Raw genomic sequence first — 26544 nt, 5'->3', positions numbered from 1 at the left:
TTCGCTGGAATTGCCTAAGAATCACACTAATCTCTCATTCAGCGGTTGCGCTTTAATCGCCAAAAACGATAATCCCGCCGCGAAAACATTAAATTATTTGAGGGAATAGATATGAAAAGATTAGTGGCTGAAACACTCGGCACCTTTGTGCTGGTTTTAGGCGGTTGTGGCAGTGCGGTATTGGCCGCGGCGTTTCCACAGTTAGGTATTGGTTTTGCTGGTGTCGCGCTGGCATTTGGTTTGACGGTGTTGGTGATGGCATTTGCCGTCGGCCACATTTCAGGTGGCCATTTTAATCCGGCGGTCACCATTGGCCTGACAGTTGGCGGACGTTTCCCGGCAGCGCAGGTTGTGCCTTACATCATCGCGCAGCTGGTCGGTGCGATTGCGGCGGCTGGCGTGCTGTATCTGATCGCCAGCGGCAAAGCCGGTTTCGATGCAGCGGCCAGCGGCTTCGCGTCGAACGGTTACGGTGAACACTCGCCGGGTGGCTTTAGCCTGCAAGCGGGCATGATCTCTGAGCTGGTGCTGACCGCTGTGTTCCTGATTGTGATCATGGGCGCGACCGATAAACGTGCTCCGGCAGGTTTCGCACCGATTGCTATCGGCCTGGCGCTGACGCTGATCCATCTGGTGAGCATTCCGGTTACCAACACCTCGGTTAACCCGGCGCGCAGTACCGGTGTGGCGATCTTCCAGGGTGGCTGGGCATTGGAACAGCTGTGGATGTTCTGGTTGTTACCGATTATCGGTGCCGCGATTGGTGGTGCGATCTACCGCTTTGTACTGGAAAAAGCAGAGTAACTTCGCCGTATTTCTGCGGATCGGCAGCAGCCGATCCGCATTTTCCCCCGCAAGCGACTTCCCGCCTTACGTCAAGATAATGAAATGTTATGATCCCGCGTCCGTCGCTGTGGTCGTTCCCTGCGCGACATTTCATCTGTGGCAATATAAAAAAATTCCTAAGGAAGTCTGGTTATGCTCGGCAAACTTACCCGCCTGTTCCCGCTCTGGGCCGTGCTGCTCTCGGTCGCTGCTTATTATTCTCCCACCACCTTTCTCGGTATTGGGCTGTGGGTGACCTATCTGCTGATGCTGATCATGTTCGGCATGGGCGTGACGCTAAATATCGATGATTTCAAACGTGTGCTGGTGCGTCCGGCGCCGGTGATCGCTGGTACCTTCCTGCATTATCTGGTGATGCCGCTGGCCGCGTGGGGTCTGGCAAAGCTATTCCAGATGCCACCTGATCTGGCGGCAGGCATGATTCTGGTCGGCAGCGTGGCGAGTGGTACCGCTTCTAACGTGATGATTTATCTGGCGAAGGGTGATGTGGCGCTGTCGGTGACCATCTCATCCGTGTCGGCGCTGGTGGGGGTTTTCGCCACGCCGCTGCTGACTCGCTTCTATGTCGATACGCACATTCAAGTAGATGTGGTCGGCATGCTGCTCAGCATCGTGAAAATCGTGGTGATTCCGATTAGCCTCGGCCTGATTATTCATCACTCCATGAACAGCGTGGTGCGCCGCGTTGAGCCGTATCTACCGGCGTTTTCGATGGTGTGTATTCTGCTGATCATTAGCGCGGTGGTGGCAGGCAGCCAGGGCTTTATCGGTTCCGTCGGCTTGATGGTGATTGTGGCGGTGATCCTGCATAACGCGATTGGTCTGCTGGGCGGTTATTGGGGTGGCAAGCTGTTTGGCTTCGATGAATCGACCTGCCGCACGCTGGCGCTGGAAGTGGGTATGCAGAACTCAGGTCTGGCGGCCACATTGGGCAAACTCTACTTCTCGCCGTTGGCTGCACTGCCGGGCGCGCTGTTCTCAGTATGGCACAACCTGTCAGGTTCGCTGCTGGCCGGTTACTGGTCGGGTAAACCGATCGATAAGAAGCAGAAGTAATTGCGGTTTCCGTAAACAGCGGTCGCCATGAATGGCGACCCTACAAAACGCACCTATCTGCTGTTACAACTTCAGATACGTACGAATTCCATCCAGAAACATCTGCGTCGCCAGCATAATCAAAATCAAGCCCATCAGGCGCTCCAGGGCGTTTACGCCTTTGTCGCCCAGCAGGCGTAAAAACAGCCCCGACATCAGCAAAATCACCACCGTCACGCCCCACGCGATCAGCAGCGCGCCGACCAGATGCGTCATTTGGTTGGGATATTGGTGCGACAACAGCATCAGCGTCGCCAGCAGCGACGGACCGGCCACCAGCGGGATCGCCAGCGGCACGAGGAACGGCTCTTCTCCGGCGGGTAAGCCGCTGGAGCTGCTCTCCTCCGAAGGGAAAATCATGCGAATGGCGATCAGGAACAGAATGATTCCGCCGGAAATCGACACGGTTTCGGTGCGCAGATTAAGAAACGCCAGAATGCGTTCACCGGCGAATAAAAACAGCAGCATCAGAATCAACGCGATCAGCATTTCACGCATCAGCACCACGCGGCGGCGTTTGGGTTCCAGATGCTTCAAGACCGACATAAAGATCGGCAGGTTGCCCAGCGGGTCCATAATCAACAGCAGCAATATGGTCGCGGATATCATTTCAGTCATGTTGGGTTAGCCATTATTAGTTGTACTGCTGAAAAAGTTAACGCAATCGAATTAATTCACTTGCCAGAAGTGCTGCATTTTGTAGAGTTGACGGTCATAGGTAAACCTGATTATTACGCAGACTGGCACGATTATCCGGCCAGTCTTTTCCTCGCACCACACGGCCTCTTTCGAGAGCACCCGAGACGGACAGAAAATGAAGAATGTAGGTTTTATTGGTTGGCGTGGCATGGTCGGCTCAGTGCTGATGTCACGCATGAGCGAAGAACGCGATTTTGATGTCATCAATCCGGTCTTCTTCTCCACGTCACAGCTTGGTCAGGCGGCACCAACATTCGGCGGTAAGTCGACCGGTGCGCTGCAGGATGCTTTTGATATCGAGGCGCTGAAGGCGCTGGATATTATTATCACCTGCCAGGGCGGTGATTACACCAGTGAAGTCTATCCGAAGCTGCGCGAAAGCGGCTGGCAGGGTTACTGGATTGATGCGGCTTCCACGCTGCGCATGAAAGATGACGCCATCATCATTCTCGATCCGGTTAACCATAACGTGATTCGTCAGGGCCTCGACAACGGCATCAAAACCTTTGTCGGCGGTAACTGCACCGTCAGCCTGATGCTGATGTCGCTGGGCGGCCTGTTCGCTAACGATCTGGTTGAGTGGGCCTCGGTTGCTACGTATCAGGCGGCATCGGGCGGCGGCGCGCGTCATATGCGTGAACTGCTGACGCAGATGGGCATGCTGCATGACCACGTGGCGAAATCGCTGCAGGATCCGGCGTCGGCGATTCTGGATATCGAACGTAGCGTGACCGATTTCACCCGCTCTGGCACCTTGCCAACCGACAACTTCGGCGTGCCGCTGGCGGGCAGCCTGATTCCATGGATCGACAAGCAGCTGGATAACGGCCAAAGCCGCGAAGAGTGGAAAGGCCAGGCGGAAACCAACAAAATCCTGCGCACCAGCAATGTGATTCCGGTTGATGGCCTGTGCGTGCGCGTTGGCGCATTGCGCTGCCACAGCCAGGCATTCACCCTGAAGCTGAAGAAAGATCTGCCGCTGAGCGAAATCGAACAGCTGCTGGCTTCGCATAACGAGTGGGTAAAAGTGGTGCCAAACGATCGCGAAATCACCATGCGCGAACTGACACCCGCTGCCGTCACCGGTACCTTAACCACGCCAGTGGGTCGCTTGCGCAAACTGAACATGGGACCGGAATACCTGTCCGCCTTCACCGTGGGCGATCAGTTATTGTGGGGCGCGGCTGAACCGCTGCGTCGCATGCTGCGTCTGCTGATCGACTAAGCGCAGCGGCAAACCAGACAGGCCGGGGTTTCCCGGCCTTTTTTTAGTTATCCAGGCTGCAAAAATTCATGCAAATTGCGCCTGACAAGTGATCCGCTTCCCCTTTTTGCTCGCCCGATAAGAATTTTTCACGATCCTCCCTGGCTTCTGCCAGCCTCAAGCTATGATTTAACAGAGATGTGCCGGTTGTTAACTGTTTTCGTTTTTTCGAACTAAATGGTTGTTGTACACGGTGATGATCTTTCCCACGGACGGTTGTGTCCTCGCGGTGTACCTATGGCTCAATGAAAAGCAGCGCACCCGAGGCGATAATCCTGCCGACTCTGGTCGCCTGCGCAAAATCATAGGAAGAAAGTCATGTCAGAGCTTCCCGATCGCCAGGCGATCAATGCCCTTTTTGCCGGGAATTATGCCGATCCCTTTTCACTACTGGGAATGCACCAAACTGCCCAAGGCCTTGAAGTGCGTGCGCTGCTGCCCGATGCCTCCGATGTTTGGGTAATTGAAACCAATACTGGACGCAAATGCGCCCAGCTTACCTGCCTCGACTCACGCGGTTTCTTCTGTGGGGTGATTCCGCGCCGTAAAAACCTGTTTGGCTATCAGCTGGCGGTGAACTGGCACGGCCAGCAAAACCTGATTGACGATGCCTATCGCTTCGGCCCGCTGCTGGAGGAGATGGATGCATGGTTATTGGGTGAAGGCACGCATCTGCGTCCGTACGAAACTCTTGGCGCGCACGGCACCACCATTGATGGCGTGCACGGCACGCGCTTCGCCGTTTGGGCACCTAACGCGCGTCGCGTATCGGTGGTGGGCGAGTTCAACTTTTGGGATGGCCGACGTCATCCAATGCGTTTCCGCCGTGAACTCGGCGTCTGGGAACTGTTTGTGCCGGGCGCGGTGAATGGCCAGCTGTATAAGTTTGAAATCGTGGATAATTCTGGCCAGATGCGCATCAAAGCCGATCCCTTCGCCTTTGAAGCGCAGATGCGTCCACAAACTGCCTCGATGATCTGCGGACTGCCGCCTAAAACCGAAATGCAACCACGGCGCAAAGCCGCCAATGGATTTGACCAGCCGATTTCGATCTATGAAGTGCACCTCGGTTCATGGCGACGTCACACCGATAATAACTTCTGGCTCAGCTACAAAGAGCTGGCGGAGCAACTCATACCCTACGTCAAAGAGATGGGCTTCACCCACATCGAACTGATGCCGATTAACGAACATCCGTTTGACGGCAGCTGGGGCTATCAGCCGCTCGGCATGTATGCGCCGACGCGCCGTTTCGGGACGCGCGATGAGTTCCGTCACTTTATTGCCGCCGCACATGATGCCGGCATTAACGTGCTGCTCGACTGGGTGCCTGGCCACTTCCCAAGTGATGATTTCGGCCTGGCGAAGTTCGATGGCACTGAACTCTACGAACACAGCGATCCGCGCGAAGGTTTTCATCAGGACTGGAACACGCTGATCTACAACTTTGGTCGTCGTGAAGTCAGCAATTATCTCTCCGGCAACGCCTTGTACTGGATGGAGCGCTTTGGCATTGATGGCCTGCGCGTCGATGCGGTGGCGTCAATGATCTACCGCGACTACAGCCGCGCCGAAGGCGAATGGGTGCCAAACCACTTTGGTGGACGCGAAAACCTCGAAGCGATCTCCTTCCTGCGTCATACCAACCGCATTCTGGGTCGCGCCGCGCCCGGCAGTGTCACGGTAGCCGAAGAGTCCACCGATTATCCTGGCGTCACGCGTCCTTCGGAAGATGGCGGCCTCGGTTTCTGGTTTAAATGGAATCTGGGATGGATGCACGACACGCTGGATTACATGAAACTCGATCCGGTACATCGTCGCTACCATCATCAGCTGATGACTTTCGGCATGCTCTACAACTACACCGAAAACTTTGTGCTGCCGCTGTCGCACGACGAAGTGGTGCACGGCAAGCGTTCGATCCTCGATCGCATGCCCGGCGATGCCTGGCAAAAGTTCGCTAACCTGCGCGCCTATTACGGCTGGATGTGGGGCTTCCCCGGCAAGAAGCTGCAGTTTATGGGCAACGAGTTTGCGCAGGGGCGCGAGTGGAACCACGATGCAAGCCTCGACTGGCATCTGCTGGAAGGTGAGGATAACTGGCATAACGGCGTGCATCGTCTGGTGCGCGATCTCAACCACACTTATCGCCATTTTGCGCCGCTGCATCAGCTCGATTTTGATGGGCAAGGTTTTGAGTGGCTGGTGGTCGATGACCATGAAAATTCGGTATTTGTGTTTGTGCGCCGCGATCGCGAGGGCAATGAAATCATCGTGGTCAGCAACTTTACGCCGGTAGCGCGTCCGCACTATCGCTTCGGCGTCAATCAGCGTGGCGGCTGGCGCGAGATCATGAATACCGATCAGCACGATTACCACGGCAGCGACACGCGCAACCACGGCGTAGTGCATACCGATGAGATTGAAAGCCACGGTCGGCCACAGTCGCTGAGTTTGACCTTACCGCCGCTGGCAACGCTTTGGCTGGTGCGGGAGAGCGACTGATGCTGGAGCAGGGGCAGCCGGAACCGTTAGGTGCGCACTATGATGGGCACGGCGTTAATTTTACGCTGTTCTCCCGGCATGCCGAACACGTCGAACTCTGCCTGTTCGATGCGCACGGTGCTGAGCGCCGTTTCGCGCTGCCCGCGCGCAGCGGTGATATCTGGCACGGCTATTTTCCCGCGCTTAAGCCCGGCCAGCGCTATGGCTATCGCGTACACGGCCCGTGGGCACCGCAGCAGGGACATCGTTTTAATCCCGCCAAGCTTTTGGTCGATCCCTGTGCCAAAGCGGTAACGGATGAAGTGGCGGACGACGCGCGTTTCAGCGGCGGCGAACGTGAGCCGGACGGTGTGGATAACGCTGCCATCGCGCCGAAATCGCTGGTGATTGCCGAAGATTTTGACTGGGAAGGCGATCGTGCGCCGCGTACGCCGTGGGGCAACACGGTGATCTATGAAGCGCACGTACGTGGCTTAACGCAGCAGCATCCGGAAATTCCGGAAAGGCTGCGCGGCACTTATGCGGCGCTGGGTCATCCTGCTATGGTGAAGTACCTGCGCCATCTCGGCATCACCGCGCTTGAGCTGTTGCCGATTGCCCAATTCACCAGCGAGCCGCGCCTGCGCCGTTTAGGCTTGAGTAATTACTGGGGCTACAATCCGTTTGCCTTATGGGCGGTGGATGCGCGTTACGCTTCGGGCGAAAACGGTTTATCGCCGCTGCAGGAGTTTCAGCAGGCGGTCAAAGCACTGCACGCGGCGGGCATCGAAGTGATTCTCGATGTGGTGTTCAACCACACCGCCGAGCTGGAAGAGATCGGGCCAACGATTTCGCTGCGCGGCGTGGATAACGCCAGCTATTACTGGCTGGATGGCAACGGCGAATACCAAAACTGGACCGGCTGCGGCAACACGCTGAACCTCAGCCATCCGCAGGTGATGGCGTGGGCGCTGGAAGCACTGCGCTACTGGGTGCGCGTTTGCCATGTTGATGGTTTCCGTTTTGACCTCGCCAGCGTGTTGGGTCGCACGCCGGAATTTCATCAGGATGCGCCGCTGTTTGCCGCCATCAAAGCCTGTCCGCTGCTGTCGCAAGTGAAGCTGATTGCCGAGCCGTGGGACATCGGTCCCGGCGGCTATCAGGTCGGCAACTTTCCGCCGGACTTCGCCGAGTGGAACGACCATTTTCGCGATGCGGCGCGCCGTTACTGGCTGCATGGTCAACTGAATAATGGCGATTTTGCCCGCCGTTTTGCTGCATCCAGCGACGTTTTCCAGCGTGAGGCGCGTCTGCCGCACGCCAGCATCAATCTGATCACCGCTCACGACGGCTTCACGCTGCGCGATGTGGTGAGCTTCAACAACAAACACAATCAGGCCAACGGCGAAGACAATCGCGACGGTAGCAGCAGCAACTTCAGCCATAACCACGGCAAAGAGGGACTGCAGGTCAATTTCGATATTGTTGAACGGCGGCGGCGTAGTGTTCATGGATTGCTGACTACGCTGCTGCTGGCGCAGGGCACGCCAATGCTGCTGGCGGGTGACGAACGCGGTCACAGCCAGCACGGTAATAACAACGCCTATTGCCAGGACAATCCGCTGACCTGGTTGAACTGGCAACAGGATGATTTTGGCCTGGTCGACTTCACTGCTGCGTTAATCCGCCTGCGTCAGCGCATTCCCGCGTTGACGCAGGATCGCTGGTGGCAGGAGGGCGATGGCAGCGTGCAGTGGTGCAATGCCAGCGGCACACCACTGGAAGCCGAGCAGTGGGAACAGGGGACGCACAGAATGCAGATCCTGCTCTCCGGCCGCTGGTTAATAACAATAAACGCCACGGAATCGGTGAGTGATATCGCCTTACCAGACGGAGAGTGGCGTGCCATTCCTCCTTTCGCCGGGGAAGATAACCCCATCCTGACAACTGTCTGGCACGGTCCCGCACACGGTGTGTGTGTGTTCCTAAAGCAATCATAAGGAGTCAGACATGGTGAAATTAGATAGAACAGATCATCTGATGCTGGCGCGCCAGCTCCCTACACAAACGGTTGCCCTGATCCTTGCTGGCGGGCGCGGTACGCGCCTGAAAGATCTCACCGCGAAACGCGCCAAACCTGCCGTGCACTTCGGTGGCAAGTTCCGCATCATCGACTTTGCGCTGTCCAACTGCATCAACTCGGGCATTCGGCGCATCGGCGTGATCACCCAATATCAGTCACATACGCTGGTGCAGCACATCCAGCGCGGCTGGTCGCTGTTCAACGAAGAGATGAACGAGTTTGTCGATCTGCTGCCGGCGCAGCAGCGTGCCGCTACCGAACACTGGTATCGCGGCACGGCCGATGCGGTGACGCAAAACCTCGACATTATTCGCCGCTACAACGCGCAGTACATTGTGATTCTCGCCGGGGATCACATCTACAAAATGGACTACTCGCGCATGCTGCTCGACCATGTCGATCGCGGCGCGAAATGCACCATCGCCTGCTTGCCGGTGCCGTTGGCCGAAGCCACGGCGTTTGGGGTGATGGCGGTGGATGCGGAAAACAACGTGGTCGATTTTGTCGAAAAACCGCCGAAGCCGCCGTCAATGCCGGGTGATGACAGCCGAGCGCTGGCCAGTATGGGCATTTACGTGTTCAACGCCGATTACTTATATCAGCTGCTGGAAGAGGACCTGCAAGTGGCCGATTCCAGCCACGATTTCGGCAAAGATCTGCTGCCGAAAATCGTCGCCAGCGGCGAGGCGTATGCGCACTCCTTCACACTCTCTTGCGTGCAGGTTGACGAAAACGCCGAGCCGTACTGGCGCGACGTCGGGACGCTGGAAGCTTACTGGCGCGCCAATCTCGATTTGGCGTCAGTCACGCCCGAGCTGGATATGTACGATCACAGCTGGCCGATTCGCACCCACATGGAGCCGCTGCCGCCGGCGAAATTTGTTCAGGATCGATCTGGCAGCCACGGCATGACGATGAATTCGCTGGTGTCGGGCGGCTGCATCATCTCCGGTTCGGTGGTGGTGAATTCGGTGCTGTTCCCACGCATTCGCATCAACTCGTTTTGCAATATTGATTCCGCAGTGCTGCTGCCTGATGTGGTGGTTGGCCGATCGTGTCGTCTGCGTCGCTGCGTGATCGATCGCGCCTGCGAGCTGCCAGAAGGCATGGTCATTGGCGAAAACCCCGATGAAGACAGCCGTCGTTTCTACCGTTCAGAAGAGGGCATCGTACTGGTGACGCGCGCCATGCTGGCCAAATTGGCTGGCGCAGCAGGGAACTAGGTCACGAACAAGCACACAGGCAATCGCCGCGGGGAACGCGAGCGGTCACATAATAGGGGTTCAGGATGCAGGTTTTACATGTCTGTTCAGAGCTTTTCCCGCTGTTGAAAACCGGCGGACTGGCTGATGTCGTCGGTGCATTACCACAGGCGCAAATAGCCGATGGTACGGATGCGCGGGTGTTGATTCCCGCCTATCCGGATCTGCGTAAAGGAATTCCTGATACTGAGGTCCTGGCGGAGTTGCAAACTTTTGCTGGGCCGGTACGCTTACTTTTTGGACATTTTAACGGCGTTGGTATTTATTTAATCGATGCGCCGGGATTGTATGAACGTCCCGGCAGCCCGTATCACGATACCTCGCAGTTTGCTTACGTGGATAACTATCTGCGTTTTGCGCTGCTGGGCTGGATGGGTGCCGAGATTGCCAGCGGGCTTGATACGGATTGGCAGCCAGACATCGTGCACGCGCATGACTGGCATGCAGGCTTAACCTGCGCCTATATCGCCGCGCGCGGTCGTCCGGCGAAAACGGTATTTACCGTGCATAACCTGGCGTATCAAGGGCTGTTTTCTGCACGTCATCTGGATGAGATCCAGATTCCGCGCGCCTTCTTCGACATGCATGGGCTGGAGTTCTTCGGGCAAATTTCTTACCTCAAGGCGGGCCTGTTTTATGCCGATCATATAACGGCGGTCAGCCCGACTTACGCGCTGGAGATCACCCGACCGGAATTTGGTTACGGCATGGAAGCGCTGCTCGAGCAGCGACTGCGTGAAGGGCGGCTGAGCGGGATTTTGAACGGCGTCGATCCGGGCATTTGGGACCCGGCACACGATCTGCTGCTCACCGCGCGCTACGACAGCGAAACGCTGGAGAGCAAAGCGGAGAACAAGCGCCAGCTACAAATTGCCATGGGCCTGAAGGTGGATGATAAAGCGCCGGTGTTCTGCGTTATCAGCCGTCTGACCAAACAGAAAGGGTTGGATCTGGTGCTGGAAGCGCTGCCGGGTTTGCTGGCGCAGGGCGGACAGCTGGTGCTGCTCGGCCAGGGCGATGCCGAGCTGCAGCAAGGTTTCCTTGCGGCGGCGGCGGAGCATCCGGGCCGCGTTGGTGTGCAGATTGGTTATCACGAAGCCTTCTCGCACCGCATTGTCGGCGGCGCGGATGTGATTATGGTGCCGAGCCGTTTTGAGCCGTGCGGCTTAACCCAGTTGTACGGTTTGAAATATGGCACGCTGCCGCTGGTGCGTCGCACCGGCGGACTGGCGGATACGGTACAAGACAGCTCCCTTGAGAACCTGGCGGATGGCGTCGCCAGCGGTTTCACTTTCGAAGACAGTAATGCCTGGTCGCTGCTGCGGGCGATTCGGCGCGCATTTGTTCTGTGGTCTCGTCCTGCACTCTGGCGCTACGTTCAGCGGCAGGCGATGGGGATGGATTTTAGTTGGCAGGTGGCAGCACAAGCCTACCGCGATCTTTATCAACGTTTGCTGTAATGAGAGATTGGGATACTTGATATGAATGCACCTTTCACCTATGCCTCACCCACGCTGACGGTTGATGCGCTGAAGCACTCAATCGCCTATAAGCTGATGTTTACTATTGGTAAAGATCCATCGATTGCGAATAAGCATGAGTGGCTCAACGCCGCGCTGCTGGCGGTGCGTGATCGCATGGTGGAACGTTGGCTGCGCTCCAGCCGCGCGCAGCTCTCGCAGGATGTGCGACAGGTTTATTATCTGTCGATGGAGTTCCTGATGGGGCGCACGCTCGGCAACGCGTTGCTGGCGATGGGCATTTATGAGGATCTCAATCAGGCGCTGGAGGAGATGGGACTCGACCTCAGCGAGCTGATGGAAGAGGAGAACGATCCTGGCCTCGGCAACGGCGGTTTGGGACGTTTAGCGGCCTGCTTCCTCGATTCGCTCGCCACGCTCGGTTTGCCGGGGCGCGGCTACGGCATCCGTTACGATTACGGCATGTTTAAGCAGAACATCGTTGATGGGCAACAGCGCGAATCGCCGGATTACTGGCTGGAATACGGCAATCCGTGGGAGTTTCAACGCTTTAACACGCGCTACAAAGTGCGCTTCGGTGGCCGCCTGCAACATGAAGGCGCGCGCGTGCGCTGGGTGGAAACCGAGGAGATCGTGGCGATGGCTTACGATCAGATCATTCCCGGTTTTGATACCGATGCCACCAACACGCTGCGTCTGTGGGGCGCGCAGGCCAGTAACGAAATCAACCTCGGTAAGTTCAATCAGGGCGATTACTTCGCCGCAGTAGAAGATAAAAACCACTCGGAAAACGTGTCACGCGTGCTCTATCCCGATGACTCCACCTATTCGGGGCGCGAGTTGCGTCTGCGTCAGGAGTATTTCCTCGTCTCATCGACGGTGCAGGATATTCTCAATCGTCACTGGCAGATGCATGAAACCTGGGACAATCTGCCAGACAAAATTGCCATCCACCTCAATGATACGCATCCGGTGCTGGCAATTCCGGAACTGATGCGCCTGCTGATCGATGAGCAGAAATTCAGCTGGGACGATGCCTTTGAAGTGACCTGTCAGGTGTTCTCCTACACCAACCACACGCTGATGACCGAAGCGCTGGAAACCTGGCCGGTGGATATGATTGGCAAGATCCTGCCGCGTCATCTCAGCATCATCTTTGAAATCAACGACTACTTCCTCAAAACTATCCAGGAATACTACCCGGATGATTGGGACTTGATGTCGCGTATCTCAATCATCGACGAAAACGATGGCCGCCGCATTCGTATGGCGTGGCTGGCGGTAGTGGTGAGCCACAAAGTTAACGGCGTGTCGGAGCTGCATTCCAACTTGATGGTGCAATCGCTGTTCGCTGACTTCGCGCGTCTGTTCCCTGGCCGTTTCTGCAATAAAACCAACGGCGTGACGCCACGTCGCTGGCTGGCGCTGGCCAATCCGGCGCTCTCCGACGTGCTGGATGAGGCGATTGGCCGCAACTGGCGTACCGATCTCGGCCAGCTCAACGAACTGTCCACGCAGGTCGATTATCCGGCCTTTATCGAACAGATCGCCGACGCCAAGTTCGCCAACAAGAAACGCCTGGCGGATTGGGTGGCGAAGAACATGGATATCGTGCTTGATCCACATGCGCTGTTCGATGTGCAAATTAAGCGCATCCACGAGTACAAACGTCAGCTGCTGAACGTGCTGCATGTGATTACGCGCTACAACCGCATCAAGGCCGATCCCAGCGCCGAATGGGTGCCGCGCGTCAATATCTTCGCCGGTAAAGCGGCATCGGCCTATTACGTGGCGAAGCACATCATTCACCTGATCAACGATGTCGCCAATGTGATCAACAACGATCCGCAGGTGAAGAACAAGCTGAAGGTGGTGTTCATTCCGAACTATGGCGTGAGCCTGGCGCAGATCATCATTCCGGCGGCGGATCTCTCCGAGCAGATTTCAACGGCGGGAACTGAAGCGTCGGGCACCAGTAACATGAAGTTTGCGCTGAACGGCGCGTTAACGATCGGCACGCTGGATGGCGCAAACGTTGAGATGCTGGAGCATGTCGGCAAGGAAAATATCTTTATCTTCGGCAACACCACGCCGCAGGTCGAAAAGCTGCGCACCGACGGTTACAACCCGCGTAAGTATTACGAGGACGATCCCGAGCTGCATCAGGCGCTAACGCAAATCGCCAGCGGTGTGTTCAGCCCGCAGGAGCCAGGGCGCTACCGTAATCTGTTTGATGCGCTAGTGAACTTCGGCGATCACTATCAGCTGCTGGCGGATTATCGCAGCTATGTGGATACGCAGGACAAGGTGGACAAGCTTTATCGTCAGCCGGATAAGTGGCAACGCAGCGCGGCGTTGAATATCGCCAATATGGGTTATTTCTCGTCGGACCGCACCATTCAGGAGTATGCGGATGAGATCTGGCACATTTCGCCAGTGAGATTGTAAGGCGGGGATTGCAGAACCAGGTCGCCATTCATGGCGACCGTTTTAAGGCTTATTTCAACGTGATGCTTTTCACAATGCCATCAGCATCGCTCTGTGCTTGCTGTTGGTTATCCGCTGGTAAGGTAATCTGCAGCGTTAGCAGTTTGCCGTCCACTTTTGCCAGAATCACCGAAGACCATGAGGTCTGATTGTTGGCAGAAATCACTGTATCCAGCTGCTGTGCCGGCTGGTCTTTCAGCGTCACCGCTTTGTTAGACACCACCTGCAGCTGTGGATCACGACCGCGCTGCTGCTGTTCCAGACGCTGTGCCAGCGCATCAAGCGCTTCGTTGGTTGGATCGCCGGCAATCACGATAATCGCGCGCTGACCGGTTTCGTCGGCATAGACGTGCATGTTGGTGGATTCAGAGCCGAGCTTGCCGCTCTTGTCAGACATGCCCGCAGGCAGTGAGAAGCTCAGTTTGCCGTCCATCAGGTTAACCGTCTGGGCCGACTGGCTGGCGCTCGCACCGTTGCTGTTCGCTGCCGCATCATCTTTCTTCTGGTCACATGCCGCCAGGCCGATAACCAACAGGCCAATACCCACATATTTCACTACGTTACGCATTCTTTTCCCTTTTACATGATTCCAGTCGTTTAGGTTTATAGCCTAAATAATTCAAGCGGCAGAAAGGCGGTAAGCGCGTGAACCCATGAGCTTACATGAGTAAGTGATTGGGTGAACGCGTGCAACCAACGCATCTGCCGTTTGAAGTATGACGGCTATAAAAACGGAATCGGCGGTTAAAAGCAACCGCCGGTATGTCAGGAAATCTTAGCGTGCCCTAGCGTTTCGTCTATGTGCAATTAGCCGAAATTGATCTGCTGCTGCGCAGAACGTTCGGCTAGGCGCTTCAGCATGGCATTCAGCAGCACGCCGTAAGCAGGCAGGAAGAAGATCATGCAGATCAGCACTTTGAAGCTGTAATCCACCAGTGCGATTTCGACCCAATGTGCCGCCATAAACGGGTCTGGACTCTTGTAGAAAGCGATGAAAAAGAAGGCCAGCGTATCGCTGATATTACCGAGGAACATCGCTGCCGCTGGGGCAATCCACCACTGCGATAAACGGCGCAAACGGTTAAAAACGTGGACGTCGAGAATCTGTCCCAGCGCATAAGCCATAAAGCTGGCGCAGGCGATACGCGCAACAAACAGATTCACCTCTTCCAGTGACGCCCAACCTTGCCATTCGCCCTGATAGAACACGCAGGAAACGATGTAGGAGATCACCAGCGCAGGAATCATCACCGCCAGAATAATGCGACGAGCCAGCGGCGCGCCAAAGATACGCACGGTGAGATCGGTAGCGAGGAAAATAAACGGAAAGCTAAACGCGCCCCATGTGGTGTGGAAGCCGAAGATGGAAACCGGCAGCTGTACCAAATAGTTACTGGACGTGATCACCAGCAGATGGAAAAGCGATAGCCAAAACAGCGCATGCATACGCTGACGTGCAGAGAAGTTAATCATTGTAAGCCTTTTTAGTGATGGGGTGAGGGAACCCTGGTTCGTGCGTTGGCACGATGGTAAATAAAAAATCGGCGGCATCTTAACGCGTTGCGCAATTTATGCAATGGTTAATTTTAACGCAATCGTTATCGCCTTGCGTTGGCTCATTCGCGCGCTAGAATGAGCGCCCATCACTAACAACTGACAGAGAATCATGAGCGATCCCTTTTCTGCGCCAGACCATCAGCTTGATGCCCTTGGCCTGCGCTGCCCGGAGCCGGTAATGATGGTGCGTAAAACTGTGCGCAGCATGCAGGCCGGTGAAACCTTGCTGATCATTGCTGACGATCCCGCCACCACGCGCGATATTCCCGGTTTCTGCCGCTTTATGGAGCATGAGTTGCTGGCACAGCAGACCGAAAGCCTGCCGTACCAGTTTCTGATTAAAAAAGGCGCTTAACGCTGACGCAGCAAGCGCAGCGCGTTGGCTGTCACCAGTGCGGTGGCACCAGAATCCGCTAAGACCGCCAGCCATAAACCGGTGAAGCCGAGCAGCGTGGTGACCAGAAAAATCGCCTTTAATCCCAACGCCAGCGCCACGTTCTGACGAATGATGGCGCGCGTACGCCGTGCCAGCACAATGGTGCGCGGCAGAATCGCCAGCTGGTTTTGCGTTAATGCCACATCCGCCGCTTCCAGCGCCACATCGGTGCCGCTGCCCATCGCAATGCCAATGGTGGCGGCCTTCATGGCGGGCGCATCGTTAATACCATCACCAACCATCGCCAGTGATTGCTGTGCGCCCAGCGTTCTTATTGCTTCAACTTTATCAGCGGGCAGCAAACCCGCGCGATAATCGATGTTGAGTTCAGCCGCAATGGCGGCGGCCGCGCGTGGATTGTCGCCGGTGAGCATCACGCTATTCACGCCAAGCTTCTGCAGCTCAGCCAGCGCGTTGAGTGCTTCGCTGCGCAACTGATCCTGCAACGCTAACGCGCCCAGCACCTGCTGTTCTTGTAACAGCAGCACCACGGTTTGGCCCTGCGCTTCCAATTCAGCAATCTGCTGTTGCTGTGCACCATCGAGATGGCCGACTTCGCGCGGCGTCAGCAGCTGATAGGTTACGCCTGCGATCGCGGCACGAATGCCGCTGCCGGCAAGGGTTTGCTGCTGTGCAGCTTGTGGAATGGTGAGCGCGCGACGCTCGGCTTCGCTGACAATCGCTCGCGCCAGCGGATGGGTAGAACCTTGTTCAACGGCGGCGGCGATACTCAGCAGATTGTCTTCCGCCATCGCGCCAAAGGGTTGGATGTGGCTGATCTGCGGTTTACCGGCGGTCAGCGTGCCGGTTTTGTCGAACGCCATCATACTCACGCGACTGAGACGCTCCAGCGCCGCGCCGCCTTTAATCAGCGCGCCCTGACGCGCGGCAGCGGCCAGGCCGGAGGTGATGGCGGCAGGCGTCGAGATTACCAGTGCACACGGGCAACCAATCAGCAGCAGCGTCAGCCCTTTATAAATCCACAGCAACCATTCGCCAAAGCCGAGCAGCGGCGGCAGCACCATCACCAGCAGCGCCAGCAGCATAATGGCGGGCGTATAAATGCGGCTAAAGCGATCGATAAAACGCTCAACCGGCGCACGGTGGGTTTCGGCTTCCTCAATCAGTTGCAGAATGCGGTCAATGGCACTTTGGCCGGGCTGGGAAATGACTTTCAGCGTCACCAAACGATCGAGGCTGGTGGCACCGGCCATAATCTGTTCGCCAGGCTCACGCGCCACCGGCAGCGATTCGCCGGTCAGCGCGCTTTCATCAAAGCTGGCGCTGGCCTGCAACAGTTCGCCATCGGCCGGTAAACGACCGCCGGCCGCCACTTCAATCACATCGCCGGGTTGCAGCGCCTCTAAGCGGACGTTTTCCCGCTGCGTGCCGTTGATGCGCGTGGCGGTATCAGGACGCAGCGCCATCAGCGCGGTGACACCACGGCGTGCGCGTGCGGCAGCGTAAGCTTCGAGGCGTTCACCCAGTTGAAACAGCAGCAGCACCATCGCGGCTTCGGCGTGCGCGCCAATCACCAGCGCACCGGCGGCGGCAATGGTCATCAGCATCTCAATGCTGAACGGCGAACCGCTGCGCAGCAGTTTCCAGGCGCTGCGCGCGATAGGTACAAGGCCAACCAAGGTGGTGGCGATAAACAGGCGATCGCCCCAAATCGGCGCAACCTGGCTCAGCAGCCAACTGGCGAGCATCAATCCGCCAAGCAGCAGCAAACCGGCGTTTTCCTGCCAGCGGCTTTCAGGTTGTGGAGGCGATGAGGAATCGCTGGCGCTCAGCGTGAAGCCGGCATTTTTCACCACCTGTTCGATGGTGGCGCGAATATCGTGGTCGGCATCGACTACCAGTTTTTCACTGGCAAAAATCACGCGAGCTTGCTGAACCTGCGGTACCCGTTGCACGGCGGTTTCGATTTTACGCGCGCAGCTGGGGCAATCCATGCCCGCAATCTGCCAGCGGAATTGGTGTGAGGTGAGCGCGGGCCTGTCGCTTCCGGCGTCGCTTTCGCCGCCGGGCGATCCGCTGTCGCTGTCACAGCAGCCGCAATCGCTGTCTGGCGTGACGGGCTGCGCCGCGGAGATTTTCAGTGTTGCGGGTTTTATGCTGCGAATTGAGCACAGCGGCTGCGGCTGACGGTGAGATTTGCCACAACGGCAAGGGTGAGCATGTTGATGCATATAACCTCCGGAATCAGGGGCGGGCTGATGCCCGCGCCCTAATGCTACACTCTGGAGTGGACTCCAGAGTCAAGCGGAAGGTGACGTTATCTTCAGTAGAGCCACAGTGAACGCGCAATCATGAAGTGACCGGCGAAGTAGCAGGCGGCGACGATGGCGCTATCGGCGCTGAAACGGCGGCGATAATGCGAGATAAACCAGACAATATTAGCTAATAGCAGCAACGCGGCACCAACCAGCAGCGAGAAGCTGAAGTCAGTTGGACGGAAGAAGTAGTTCTCCGCCGCCATCCAGTTCATCACCAGCGTCATGCCGATTAAGGTGCAGATCGGCCAGCGCAGATCTTCCAGTTTGCTCCACAGAATCCCGATAACAATCACACCAATAATCAGGAAGGTGAGAGGAATCGGCCAGAAGAAACTCATGGTCATGTGCGCGGCAAAACTGATGGTGTACAGCAGATGCGACAGGAAGAACGCGCCCAGCGCATAGAGCATTTGCTGACGCGGCAACAGCATTAAGGCGTCACCCACCAGCGTGGCGACCAGACCGGCCAGAATCAAATAATCGGTGGTGTTGAAGGTTGGAGCTTGCCACGCCCAGGCAACGAGCAACAGCAAGGTGACAGGTTTAAATAGCCAGCGTTGCCATTGCGGACCGCGGTATGAAGCATCGACGTAGAGCCAGCCGGAAAAAAGTACGGCAAGGAAAGACCAAAGCATTTTTTCTCCCTTTTCTGGACGAAATGTCCGCCAGTTTGATGAATTTTCCCAAAATCACCCTCTCAGTGTAAGTTACCGCCGCCAAATGTGACAATCAGCCGACTCTGGTTGTATGCTTTGTCGTCTTTACCCGTTCCGAATTAACGCAAAGCACGAGATAAATCATGAGCAAACCACCGCTAATCTTTTTCATCGTACTGGCCATTATTGCCGTTTTGGCAACCCGTCAGTTTATTAAACAGCGCCGCGAAACGGCGGTGAACGATGCCTCGCCGGTGCGCTCGCTGAGCGTGGAAGTGAAAACCAAACGCGAATTTCCGTCGCCCAATCGCCGTTCACGTCAGCGCGAAGAGATTGTGGCGGAAGATATGAAGTATGAAGCCTGGTTCCATCCGCTGAACGGTGCCAGCGATATTAAAGTGACGGTGAACGCGAACGAGTATCACCAGATCGATAAGGGCGCGAAGGGCGAGTTGAAGATGAAGGGCACGCGTTTTGTAAGTTTTACCCCGGCCCCGTAGGGTCGCCATTCATGGCGACCTGGCTACAAACCGCACGAACTTACATCTTCGGATAATGCTTTTTCTGCCATGCCAGCAGCTCAAACACGCCAAAGAAGAAGATCTTCGCCTGGGTTACGCCGCTCAGTTTCGGCGCGTCTTTCGGCTGGGTCGCGCGCAGCAACACCAGCTGCAGGCCGTGCATAATCACCATAAAGAACAGTGCCACGTGCACGAAATAGCGCAGCGGCGTTGGGAAAGGTTGCACCAGATTGAGCAGCAAAAAGGCCCAGACGCAAATCATCAGTAAACGTCCCAAATTAAGCCACATCGTGCGTCTCCTGTTGACGTTGATAAAGGCGATAAGCCACCTGACCGGCAATCTTCTCGCGATACAAATCCCAATTCGCGGGTGCTACGGGCGTGCCGTTTTCCACTTCGCTCTCGACATAAATCAGCGCTTCAGCCGCTAACCAGCCATTCTGCTCCAGCAGCGTCAACGTTTCCTGTAACAACCCTTTACGGAACGGCGGATCAACAAACACCACGTCAAACGGCTCGCCCGGCTGACTCAGCCACTGCAGCGTGTTGATTTGCACCACCTTGGCCTGGGTGGCGCGCAGCGTTTGCAGGTTCTGTGACAGCTGTTGCGCCACTGAACGCTCCAGCTCCAGCAGCGTGGCTGAAGCCGCATAACGAGACAGCGCTTCCAGCCCTAACGCGCCGCTGCCGGCGAAACAATCGAGGCAGCGCGCTTCCTGGATATCCGGTGCCAGCCAGTTGAACAGGGTTTCACGTACGCGATCGGTGGTGGGGCGCAGACCTGCGCTATCCGGCACCGGTAATTTACGGCCGCGCCACTGACCGCCAATGATGCGGATCTGGCCAGCGCTGCTGCTGCGGGGGGATTTACTCATTTCGCTCACAACTCGTCATAATTTGTTGCTTAGTTTAACGGGCGTAGCGGGCAGAAGAAACGTTAAAAAAGGGTGCTGTGGTGCGCTGGCTGGAAAGTGTTAGACTACTGAGTTGGTATAGTGCGCGTAATTACCTGATTTTTACGCCGCTCACCCGCTTAAAATTGAATATTTTATCCCCTGGGAACAAGCGTGCTACCGGGAATAAGCCATCGAGGAGTAGGGTCACACAATGGCAAAAGAGAAAAAACGCGGCTTTTTTTCCTGGTTAGGCTTTGGCAAAGAAGAAGAGACGCAACAACCTGCTGAAGAGCAGCAGCAAACCACCGAGGTGGTCGCTGAGCCTGCCGTTGAAGAGAGTGCGCTCGATCGCGCCGAAGCGCAGGCTGTCGAAACCGTCGCCGTCACCGAGCAGGTGGCGGAACAGCAGCAGGTTGAACCGGAACTGATTGAAGAGCCGGTTATCGAGCCGCATGAACCTGAGCCGGTTACCGCAATCGTTGAAGAAGTGCTGCCGGAAGAGATAACGCAGCCGGATGTGGCTCCAATCGAAGAAGAGCCGCAGCTGGAAGAGCTGGCGCTTGAGCCAGAACTGGATGAAGAAGCGCCTTTAAGCGATGAAGAACTGGAAGCGCTGGCGTTAGCGGAAACCTATGCGGAAGATGCCGAGCTAGCCGAAGCTACGCAGGATACCGTGAGCGATCTGCCTCTGGCTGCTGCGCCGATGATTGCGCAGGAGCAGGAGCGTCCTACCAAAGAGGGCTTTTTCGCCCGTCTGAAACGCAGCCTGGTTAAAACCCGTGAAAACCTCGGTTCGGGCTTTATCGGCCTGTTCCGCGGTAAGAAAATCGATGACGATCTGTTTGAAGAGCTGGAAGAGCAGCTGCTGATTGCCGACGTTGGCGTTGAAACCACGCGCCGCATCATCACCAATCTGACACAACAGGCTAACCGCAAGCAGCTGCGCGATGCCGAAGCGCTGTATGGCCTGCTGAAAGCTGAAATGTCCGGCATTCTGGAAAAAGTGGATCAGCCGCTGGAAGTGGGTGGCAAAACGCCCTTCGTCATCCTGATGGTGGGCGTCAACGGCGTGGGTAAAACCACCACCATCGGTAAGCTGGCGCGTCAGTATCAGGCGCAGGGCAAATCGGTGATGCTGGCAGCGGGTGATACCTTCCGTGCCGCCGCCGTTGAGCAGCTGCAGGTTTGGGGCCAGCGCAACAACATTCCTGTGGTGGCGCAGCATACCGGCGCAGATTCTGCCTCGGTGATTTTTGACGCTATTCAGGCCGCCAAGTCACGCAATGTGGATGTACTGATCGCTGATACCGCTGGTCGCCTGCAGAACAAATCGCATCTGATGGAAGAGCTGAAAAAAATTACCCGCGTGATGAAGAAGCTGGATGAAGATGCGCCGCATGAAGTGATGCTGACGCTCGACGCCAGCACCGGGCAAAACGCCATCAGCCAGGCCAAACTGTTCCATGAAGCGGTGGGCCTGACCGGCATCACCCTGACGAAACTGGATGGCACCGCGAAAGGCGGCGTGATCTTCTCGGTTGCCGATCAGTTCGGCATTCCGATTCGTTATATCGGTGTTGGGGAAGGCATCGAGGATTTACGGCCGTTTAAGGCCGCAGACTTTATTGAGGCACTGTTTGCCCGAGAGGAATGATTGGGATGATTCGCTTTGAAGAGGTCAGTAAAGCTTACCTGGGAGGACGTCAGGCGCTGCAGGGAGTGGATTTTCATCTGCGTCCCGGCGAAATGGCGTTCCTGACCGGCCATTCCGGCGCGGGGAAAAGTACCTTACTGAAGCTGATTTGTGGCATTGAGCGCCCGAGCGCCGGGCAGATCTGGTTCAGCGGCCACGATATTTCGCGTCTGCGTCACAGCGAAGTGCCTTTCCTGCGACGTCAGATCGGCATGATTTTCCAGGATCACCATTTGTTGATGGATCGTTCGGTCTACGACAACGTAGCGATCCCGCTGATTATTTCCGGGGCCAGCGGCGAAGATATTCGTCGTCGCGTGTCGGCAGCGCTGGATAAAGTCGGCCTGCTCGACAAAGCGAAAAGCTATCCGATTCAGCTCTCTGGCGGTGAACAGCAGCGTGTCGGCATTGCTCGCGCGGTGGTGAACAAGCCTGCGGTGCTGCTGGCGGATGAACCCACCGGTAACCTCGACAACGCGCTGTCGGAAGACATCCTGCGCCTGTTTGAAGAGTTCAACCGCGTTGGCGTCACGGTGTTAATGGCAACGCACGATGTCGGGCTGATTGCACGCCGGAATTACCGCGTGATGACGCTCAATCAGGGACGTCTGCACGGAGGCCACGATGGTCAATAAACGCAACAAGCGCGCACCTGCGCCGAAAGCGAAGCAGCCTTCCAAAAGTAAGGCGCTGAAAGGCGGCTGGCAGGAGCAGTGGCGCTATGCGCTGCGTGGCACGTTATCGGATATGTGGCGCCAACCGCTGGCAACGCTGCTGACGGTGATGGTGATCGCCATTTCCCTGACGCTGCCAAGCGTGTGCTACATGGTGTGGAAGAACGTCAGCCAGGCGGCGACGCAGTGGTATCCTGCGCCGCAGTTAACGGTTTATCTGGATAAAGCGCTGGATGATACCGCAGCGGAGAACGTTACCGCGCAGCTTAAGCAGCTCGACGGCGTGGATAACGTCAATTACCTAACCCGCGAAGAAGCGCTGAATGAGTTCCGCAACTGGTCTGGTTTTGGTGGTTCGATGGACATGCTGGAGCAGAATCCGCTGCCGGCGGTGGCTATCATCACGCCAAAACTCAATTTCCAGAATTCGGACACCATGGCGAATCTGCGCGATCGCGTTGCGAAAGTGCAGGGCGTTGATGAAGTGCGCATGGATGACAGCTGGTTCGCGCGTTTAGCGGCGTTAACCGGGTTGGTGGGGCAGATTGCCTCAATGATTGGCCTGCTGATGGTGGTCGCGGTGTTCCTGGTGATCGGCAACAGCGTGCGGCTCAGCATCTTTGCGCGGCGCGATACCATTAACGTGCAGAAGCTGATTGGTGCTACCGACGGCTTTATCCTGCGTCCCTTCCTGTATTGCGGTGCGCTGTTAGGCTTTGGTGGCGCGGTGCTGTCGCTGCTGCTCTCCGAAGTGCTGGTGTTGCGTCTGCAATCGGTAGTGGCGCAAGTGGCAACGGTATTCGGTACCACTTTTGTGCTGGAAGGTTTTTCCTGGGACGAAGGGCTGCTGTTACTGCTGATCGCTGCCATCATCGGCTGGATTGCTGCCTGGCTGGCAACGGTACAACATTTACGCCGTTTTACGCCGCAGTAACCAAAAGCAACGTTTTTTGATATACTCTTCCTCTGCTGCCGACGACCTGGGAGCAGAGGAATTCTCCTATTTCCCCCGCCGTCATCTGTGTGTAAAATATTCACTGCTATAATTGAACTTGTGGATAACTTTGTCGTCCAAGTAGCACAGATTGCTTCTGGTTTTCTCGTGACGTTGACATAATGTAGCGTCTGCGCAAAATACCGTGCAGCAAGTCCATTGAATTTGTGAGGGTTTGAATGACCAAAGAAATGCAAACTTTAGCGATTGCTCCTCTGGGTAACCTGGAATCTTACGTCAGGGCTGCCAACAACTGGCCGGTGCTGACGGCAGAAGAGGAAAAAGCATTGGCTGAGCGGCTGCATTACCAGGGCGATCTGGATGCAGCTAAGACGCTGATCCTGTCTCACCTGCGCTTTGTTGTTCATATTGCTCGTAACTACTCCGGTTACGGCTTGCCGCAGGCAGACCTGATTCAGGAAGGTAACATCGGCCTGATGAAGGCGGTGCGTCGCTTCAATCCTGAAGTCGGCGTGCGTCTGGTGTCGTTTGCCGTGCACTGGATTAAAGCAGAGATTCACGAATACGTGCTGCGTAACTGGCGTATTGTGAAAGTCGCGACCACCAAAGCTCAGCGTAAGCTGTTCTTTAACCTGCGTAAAAGCAAGCAGCGTCTCGGTTGGTTCAACCAGGACGAAGTGGAAATGGTCGCACGCGAGCTGGGCGTGAGCAGCAAAGACGTGCTGGAAATGGAATCGCGCATGGCCGCGCAGGATATGACTTTCGACATGTCGTCTGATGACGAAGCAGGCGAAGGCAAATCAATGGCGCCAGTGCTGTATCTGCAGGATAAAACCTCTGACTTTGCCGATGGCATCGAAGAGGACAACTGGGATGCACATGCGGCTGATAAGCTGAGCGATGCGATGCTGAGCCTCGACGAGCGTAGTCAGGATATTATCCGCGCCCGCTGGCTGGACGATGACAACAAAACCACGCTGCAGGAGCTGGCCGACAAATACGGCGTCTCTGCAGAGCGCGTGCGTCAGTTGGAAAAGAACGCCATGAAGAAACTGCGTGTGGCGATTGAAGCCTGATAGCGATCGGGTGGAAAAATGGGGCGACTTTAAAGTCGCCCTTTTTATTGCGCGCGAATCGGTCGCCATGAATGGCGACCCTACGAACGGCGCGGGTTTTGTAGGGTGCGCATTTATGCGCACCGTTTCACCAACCGCACGAAATCCCTTCAGCGCACCCAACCATCAGCCTGCGCACGAAAACCACAAGCCTGCATAAACGCCGCGCGCACGCCCTGATCGGCGTCGCCGTCATCGGCAATCCACCAATGCGCTAACGCGCTGTTCTGCGCCATCGTCTCCTCCAGCAAGTATTGTCCTACACCACGTCGACGCGTGACTTCACGCACGTTGAGATGGGTGATTTTCCCCTGCGTGCCGCTGATGGTCAGCTGCAGCGCCGCCAGTAATCTGTCGTTAAAACGCGCCGCATACAGACGCTGCGTGTCGCTGAGCCGCGCTTCCAGTTGCACAATATCGATTTCCGGCCAGACTTTAGCTAAATCGATACGATCCTGAGCGGTTAACGATGCTAAGCGCTGGATTGTCAGCTTCATACCTAATACCTGTACTAGTGCAAAGGCGATAGTGTAGCGAATTTAGACAGTCAGAGCGCTGTCACTTTTTTCTGATGAAAATAGGTCAAATGCCAGCCAGTTTGCCAGGATTGTGGAGTAAGCCATCAACGATAGCCGAAAAAGCCAGCATAACGCGCTGGTATCCTGCTGAAAAATCGGCCATAACAACCAGACGATTCTGCTGATCCACTCAGCCAATTCTGAATATGTCAGTTGATTTACAGAAGAAAGTTCCTGTTTAATAACCTGAAAAATAAAGCCTTATTACCTATAAATGCCAGAAAAGCGTGCTAACCCATTATTGCAGAATGAGTTTTCCTCTTTGACTGGCAGAAAATAAACAATCACAACAAACACGACACAACAGATGGGGAAGTTCGCATGAAAATGAGTAAAGGACGCGCATTACTGGCGGGCTGCGTTGCCCTGGCAATGAGCCATGCGGCGCTGGCAAAAGACATTAAAATTGCCATCGTAGGCGCATCAACCGGTCCGGTCGCGCAGTACGGTGACATGCAGTTTACCGGTGCCGCGCAAGCGATTAAGGACATCAACGCCAAAGGCGGCGTTAACGGTGACAAACTGGTTGGCGTGGAATATGACGATGCCTGTGACCCGAAACAAGCGGTTGCGGTTGCCAACAAAGTGGTTAACGACGGCATTAAATACGTTATCGGCCACCTGTGCTCCTCCTCTACTCAGCCTGCTTCAGACATCTATAACGATGAAGGCGTGCTGATGATCACCCCAGCCGCGACCGCGCCTGAACTGACTGCGCGTGGCTATGCTGACGTGCTGCGTACTACCGGTCTGGATTCCGATCAGGGCCCAACGGCGGCGACCTACATCCTCGACCACATCAAACCAAAACGTATCGCTGTGGTGCATGACAAGCAGCAATATGGTCAGGGTCTGGCGGAATCCGTGCAGAAAACCCTGAAAGCCAAAGGCGGCAACGTGGTGCTGTTTGAAGGTATCACCGCCGGTGATAAAGACTTCTCCACACTGATTGCGCGTCTGAAGAAAGAGAACGTCGATTTCGTTTACTACGGCGGTTACTACCCGGAGCTGGGCCAGATTCTGCGTCAGGCAAAATCCGCAGGCCTGAATGCCGGCTTTATGGGCCCGGAAGGCGTAGGCAACGCTTCTCTGTCTAACATCGCAGGTGATGCGTCTGAAGGCCTGTTTGTAACGCTGCCGAAGCGCTACGACCAGCTGCCAGAGAACAAAGCGATTGTTGATGCGATCAAAGCCAACACCGCGTCGAACCGCAAAGATCCTACCGGTCCGTTCGTCTGGACAACCTACGCGGCGATTCAGTCGTTGGTGGCCGGTATCGAGCGCAGCAAGAGCGATGAGCCCGATGCGATTGCTAAGAACCTGAAAGCAGGCGCTGCCGTTCCAACCGTGATGGGCAACCTGAACTGGGATGAGAAAGGCGATCTGAAAGGCTTCGAATTTGGTGTCTTCAAATGGCACAAAGACGGCTCTTCTACCGCAGTTAAGTAATCCCCCAAATTCCCTCTCCCGCGCGCGGGGGAGG

The 26544-nt window shown here is 56.1% G+C and carries 23 protein-coding genes; 15 read left to right on the top strand and 8 right to left on the bottom strand.

Translation table 11 applies throughout. The annotated features are described in order from the left end of the window. Positions 1-111: 111 nt before the first annotated feature. Both aqpZ and panS read left to right on the top strand, forming a co-directional pair. Positions 112-804, top strand: a complete 693-nt coding sequence (gene aqpZ, locus FHW71_RS13430) for an aquaporin Z (protein WP_008109855.1) — start codon at positions 112-114, stop codon at positions 802-804. Between the two features lie 174 nt (positions 805-978). Continuing rightward, the gene (panS, locus tag FHW71_RS13425) at positions 979-1902 is read left to right on the top strand and encodes a ketopantoate/pantoate/pantothenate transporter PanS (RefSeq protein ID WP_179451804.1); all 924 of its coding nucleotides are present in this window, start codon (positions 979-981) and stop codon (positions 1900-1902) included. A gap of 63 nt (positions 1903-1965) precedes the next feature. Here panS and FHW71_RS13420 read toward each other — a convergent pair whose 3' ends face one another. Beyond that, a complete protein-coding gene (locus tag FHW71_RS13420; protein ID WP_008109858.1) occupies positions 1966-2559 on the bottom strand; it encodes a YhgN family NAAT transporter in 594 nt (197 codons plus the stop codon). A gap of 196 nt (positions 2560-2755) precedes the next feature. On the opposite strand from FHW71_RS13420, the gene asd reads away from it, so the two are divergent. From asd to glgP, 6 genes are all read left to right on the top strand, one after another. After that, on the top strand, positions 2756-3865 hold the full coding sequence (gene asd, locus FHW71_RS13415; protein ID WP_008109860.1) for an aspartate-semialdehyde dehydrogenase: 1110 nt from the start codon (positions 2756-2758) through the stop codon (positions 3863-3865). 357 nt (positions 3866-4222) lie between these two features. Next, on the top strand, positions 4223-6409 hold the full coding sequence (glgB, locus tag FHW71_RS13410; protein ID WP_179451805.1) for a 1,4-alpha-glucan branching enzyme: 2187 nt from the start codon (positions 4223-4225) through the stop codon (positions 6407-6409). Beyond that, positions 6409-8388, top strand: coding sequence for a glycogen debranching protein GlgX (glgX, locus tag FHW71_RS13405; protein ID WP_179451806.1), 1980 nt, complete (start codon positions 6409-6411; stop codon positions 8386-8388). Before glgB ends, glgX begins: the two co-directional genes overlap by 1 nt. Before the next feature lie 10 nt (positions 8389-8398). Next, positions 8399-9694, top strand: coding sequence for a glucose-1-phosphate adenylyltransferase (glgC, locus tag FHW71_RS13400; RefSeq protein WP_008109866.1), 1296 nt, complete (start codon positions 8399-8401; stop codon positions 9692-9694). A 65-nt stretch (positions 9695-9759) separates the two neighbouring features. After that, complete coding sequence (gene glgA, locus FHW71_RS13395) at positions 9760-11193, top strand: glycogen synthase GlgA (protein WP_008109867.1); 1434 nt, start codon at positions 9760-9762, stop codon at positions 11191-11193. 21 nt (positions 11194-11214) lie between these two features. Then, the gene (glgP, locus tag FHW71_RS13390) at positions 11215-13662 is read left to right on the top strand and encodes a glycogen phosphorylase (protein WP_061718409.1); all 2448 of its coding nucleotides are present in this window, start codon (positions 11215-11217) and stop codon (positions 13660-13662) included. A gap of 49 nt (positions 13663-13711) precedes the next feature. Here glgP and FHW71_RS13385 read toward each other — a convergent pair whose 3' ends face one another. Both FHW71_RS13385 and FHW71_RS13380 read right to left on the bottom strand, forming a co-directional pair. Next, complete coding sequence (locus tag FHW71_RS13385) at positions 13712-14269, bottom strand: DcrB family lipoprotein (RefSeq protein ID WP_061718408.1); 558 nt, start codon at positions 14267-14269, stop codon at positions 13712-13714. A 239-nt stretch (positions 14270-14508) separates the two neighbouring features. Then, on the bottom strand, positions 14509-15174 hold the full coding sequence (locus FHW71_RS13380; protein ID WP_008109874.1) for a 7-cyano-7-deazaguanine/7-aminomethyl-7-deazaguanine transporter: 666 nt from the start codon (positions 15172-15174) through the stop codon (positions 14509-14511). Between the two features lie 193 nt (positions 15175-15367). Here FHW71_RS13380 and tusA point away from each other — a divergent pair, with 193 nt between their 5' ends. Continuing rightward, the gene (gene tusA / locus FHW71_RS13375; protein ID WP_036649974.1) at positions 15368-15613 is read left to right on the top strand and encodes a sulfurtransferase TusA; all 246 of its coding nucleotides are present in this window, start codon (positions 15368-15370) and stop codon (positions 15611-15613) included. Here tusA and FHW71_RS13370 read toward each other — a convergent pair. Next, positions 15610-17886, bottom strand: a complete 2277-nt coding sequence (locus FHW71_RS13370) for a zinc/cadmium/mercury/lead-transporting ATPase (protein WP_179451807.1) — start codon at positions 17884-17886, stop codon at positions 15610-15612. The two genes, tusA and FHW71_RS13370, sit on opposite strands and share 4 nt — an antisense overlap. 92 nt (positions 17887-17978) lie before the next feature. Next, the gene (locus FHW71_RS13365) at positions 17979-18608 is read right to left on the bottom strand and encodes a lysoplasmalogenase (RefSeq protein ID WP_008109879.1); all 630 of its coding nucleotides are present in this window, start codon (positions 18606-18608) and stop codon (positions 17979-17981) included. Between the two features lie 164 nt (positions 18609-18772). On the opposite strand from FHW71_RS13365, the gene FHW71_RS13360 reads away from it, so the two are divergent. Then, entirely contained in the window at positions 18773-19129 is a 357-nt protein-coding gene (locus FHW71_RS13360) for a DUF2500 domain-containing protein (RefSeq protein ID WP_008109881.1), read from the top strand. Positions 19130-19169: 40 nt separating this feature from the next. Here the strand turns inward: FHW71_RS13360 and FHW71_RS13355 are convergent, their stop codons facing one another. Together FHW71_RS13355 and rsmD are read right to left on the bottom strand one after the other, a co-directional pair. Then, complete coding sequence (locus FHW71_RS13355; RefSeq protein ID WP_008109883.1) at positions 19170-19439, bottom strand: DUF1145 family protein; 270 nt, start codon at positions 19437-19439, stop codon at positions 19170-19172. After that, positions 19429-20025 carry a 16S rRNA (guanine(966)-N(2))-methyltransferase gene (rsmD, locus tag FHW71_RS13350; RefSeq protein WP_179451808.1) on the bottom strand — a complete coding sequence of 199 codons (597 nt, stop codon included), beginning with the start codon at positions 20023-20025 and terminating at the stop codon, positions 19429-19431. Before rsmD ends, FHW71_RS13355 begins: the two co-directional genes overlap by 11 nt. A 232-nt stretch (positions 20026-20257) precedes the next feature. Here rsmD and ftsY point away from each other — a divergent pair, with 232 nt between their 5' ends. The 4 genes from ftsY to rpoH all read left to right on the top strand — a co-directional run bounded on the left by ftsY (position 20258) and on the right by rpoH (position 24444). Continuing rightward, positions 20258-21700, top strand: a complete 1443-nt coding sequence (ftsY, locus tag FHW71_RS13345) for a signal recognition particle-docking protein FtsY (RefSeq protein ID WP_179451809.1) — start codon at positions 20258-20260, stop codon at positions 21698-21700. Positions 21701-21705: 5 nt separating this feature from the next. Beyond that, complete coding sequence (gene ftsE, locus FHW71_RS13340) at positions 21706-22374, top strand: cell division ATP-binding protein FtsE (RefSeq protein ID WP_008109888.1); 669 nt, start codon at positions 21706-21708, stop codon at positions 22372-22374. Continuing rightward, positions 22364-23347, top strand: coding sequence for a permease-like cell division protein FtsX (ftsX, locus tag FHW71_RS13335; RefSeq protein ID WP_179451810.1), 984 nt, complete (start codon positions 22364-22366; stop codon positions 23345-23347). The genes ftsE and ftsX overlap by 11 nt, the downstream gene beginning before the upstream one ends. Positions 23348-23586: 239 nt before the next feature. Beyond that, the gene (rpoH, locus tag FHW71_RS13330) at positions 23587-24444 is read left to right on the top strand and encodes an RNA polymerase sigma factor RpoH (protein WP_008109892.1); all 858 of its coding nucleotides are present in this window, start codon (positions 23587-23589) and stop codon (positions 24442-24444) included. A gap of 149 nt (positions 24445-24593) precedes the next feature. On the opposite strand, the gene panM is transcribed toward rpoH, so the two are convergent. Then, positions 24594-24980 (bottom strand): aspartate 1-decarboxylase autocleavage activator PanM, encoded by a 387-nt coding sequence (gene panM, locus FHW71_RS13325; RefSeq protein ID WP_179451811.1) that lies wholly within the window; start codon positions 24978-24980, stop codon positions 24594-24596. A gap of 402 nt (positions 24981-25382) precedes the next feature. Between panM and FHW71_RS13320 the strand changes: the two genes are divergently transcribed. Next, positions 25383-26510, top strand: coding sequence for a branched-chain amino acid ABC transporter substrate-binding protein (locus FHW71_RS13320; protein WP_008109896.1), 1128 nt, complete (start codon positions 25383-25385; stop codon positions 26508-26510). The last annotated feature ends 34 nt before the right edge of the window (positions 26511-26544 follow it).

The organism is Enterobacter sp. Sphag1F (genome assembly GCF_014193275.1).
Taxonomy (GTDB): domain Bacteria; phylum Pseudomonadota; class Gammaproteobacteria; order Enterobacterales; family Enterobacteriaceae; genus Pantoea; species Pantoea symbiotica.
The sequence above is the reverse complement of the archived record's forward strand: the minus strand, read 5'-3'. Positions and strand labels throughout refer to the sequence as shown.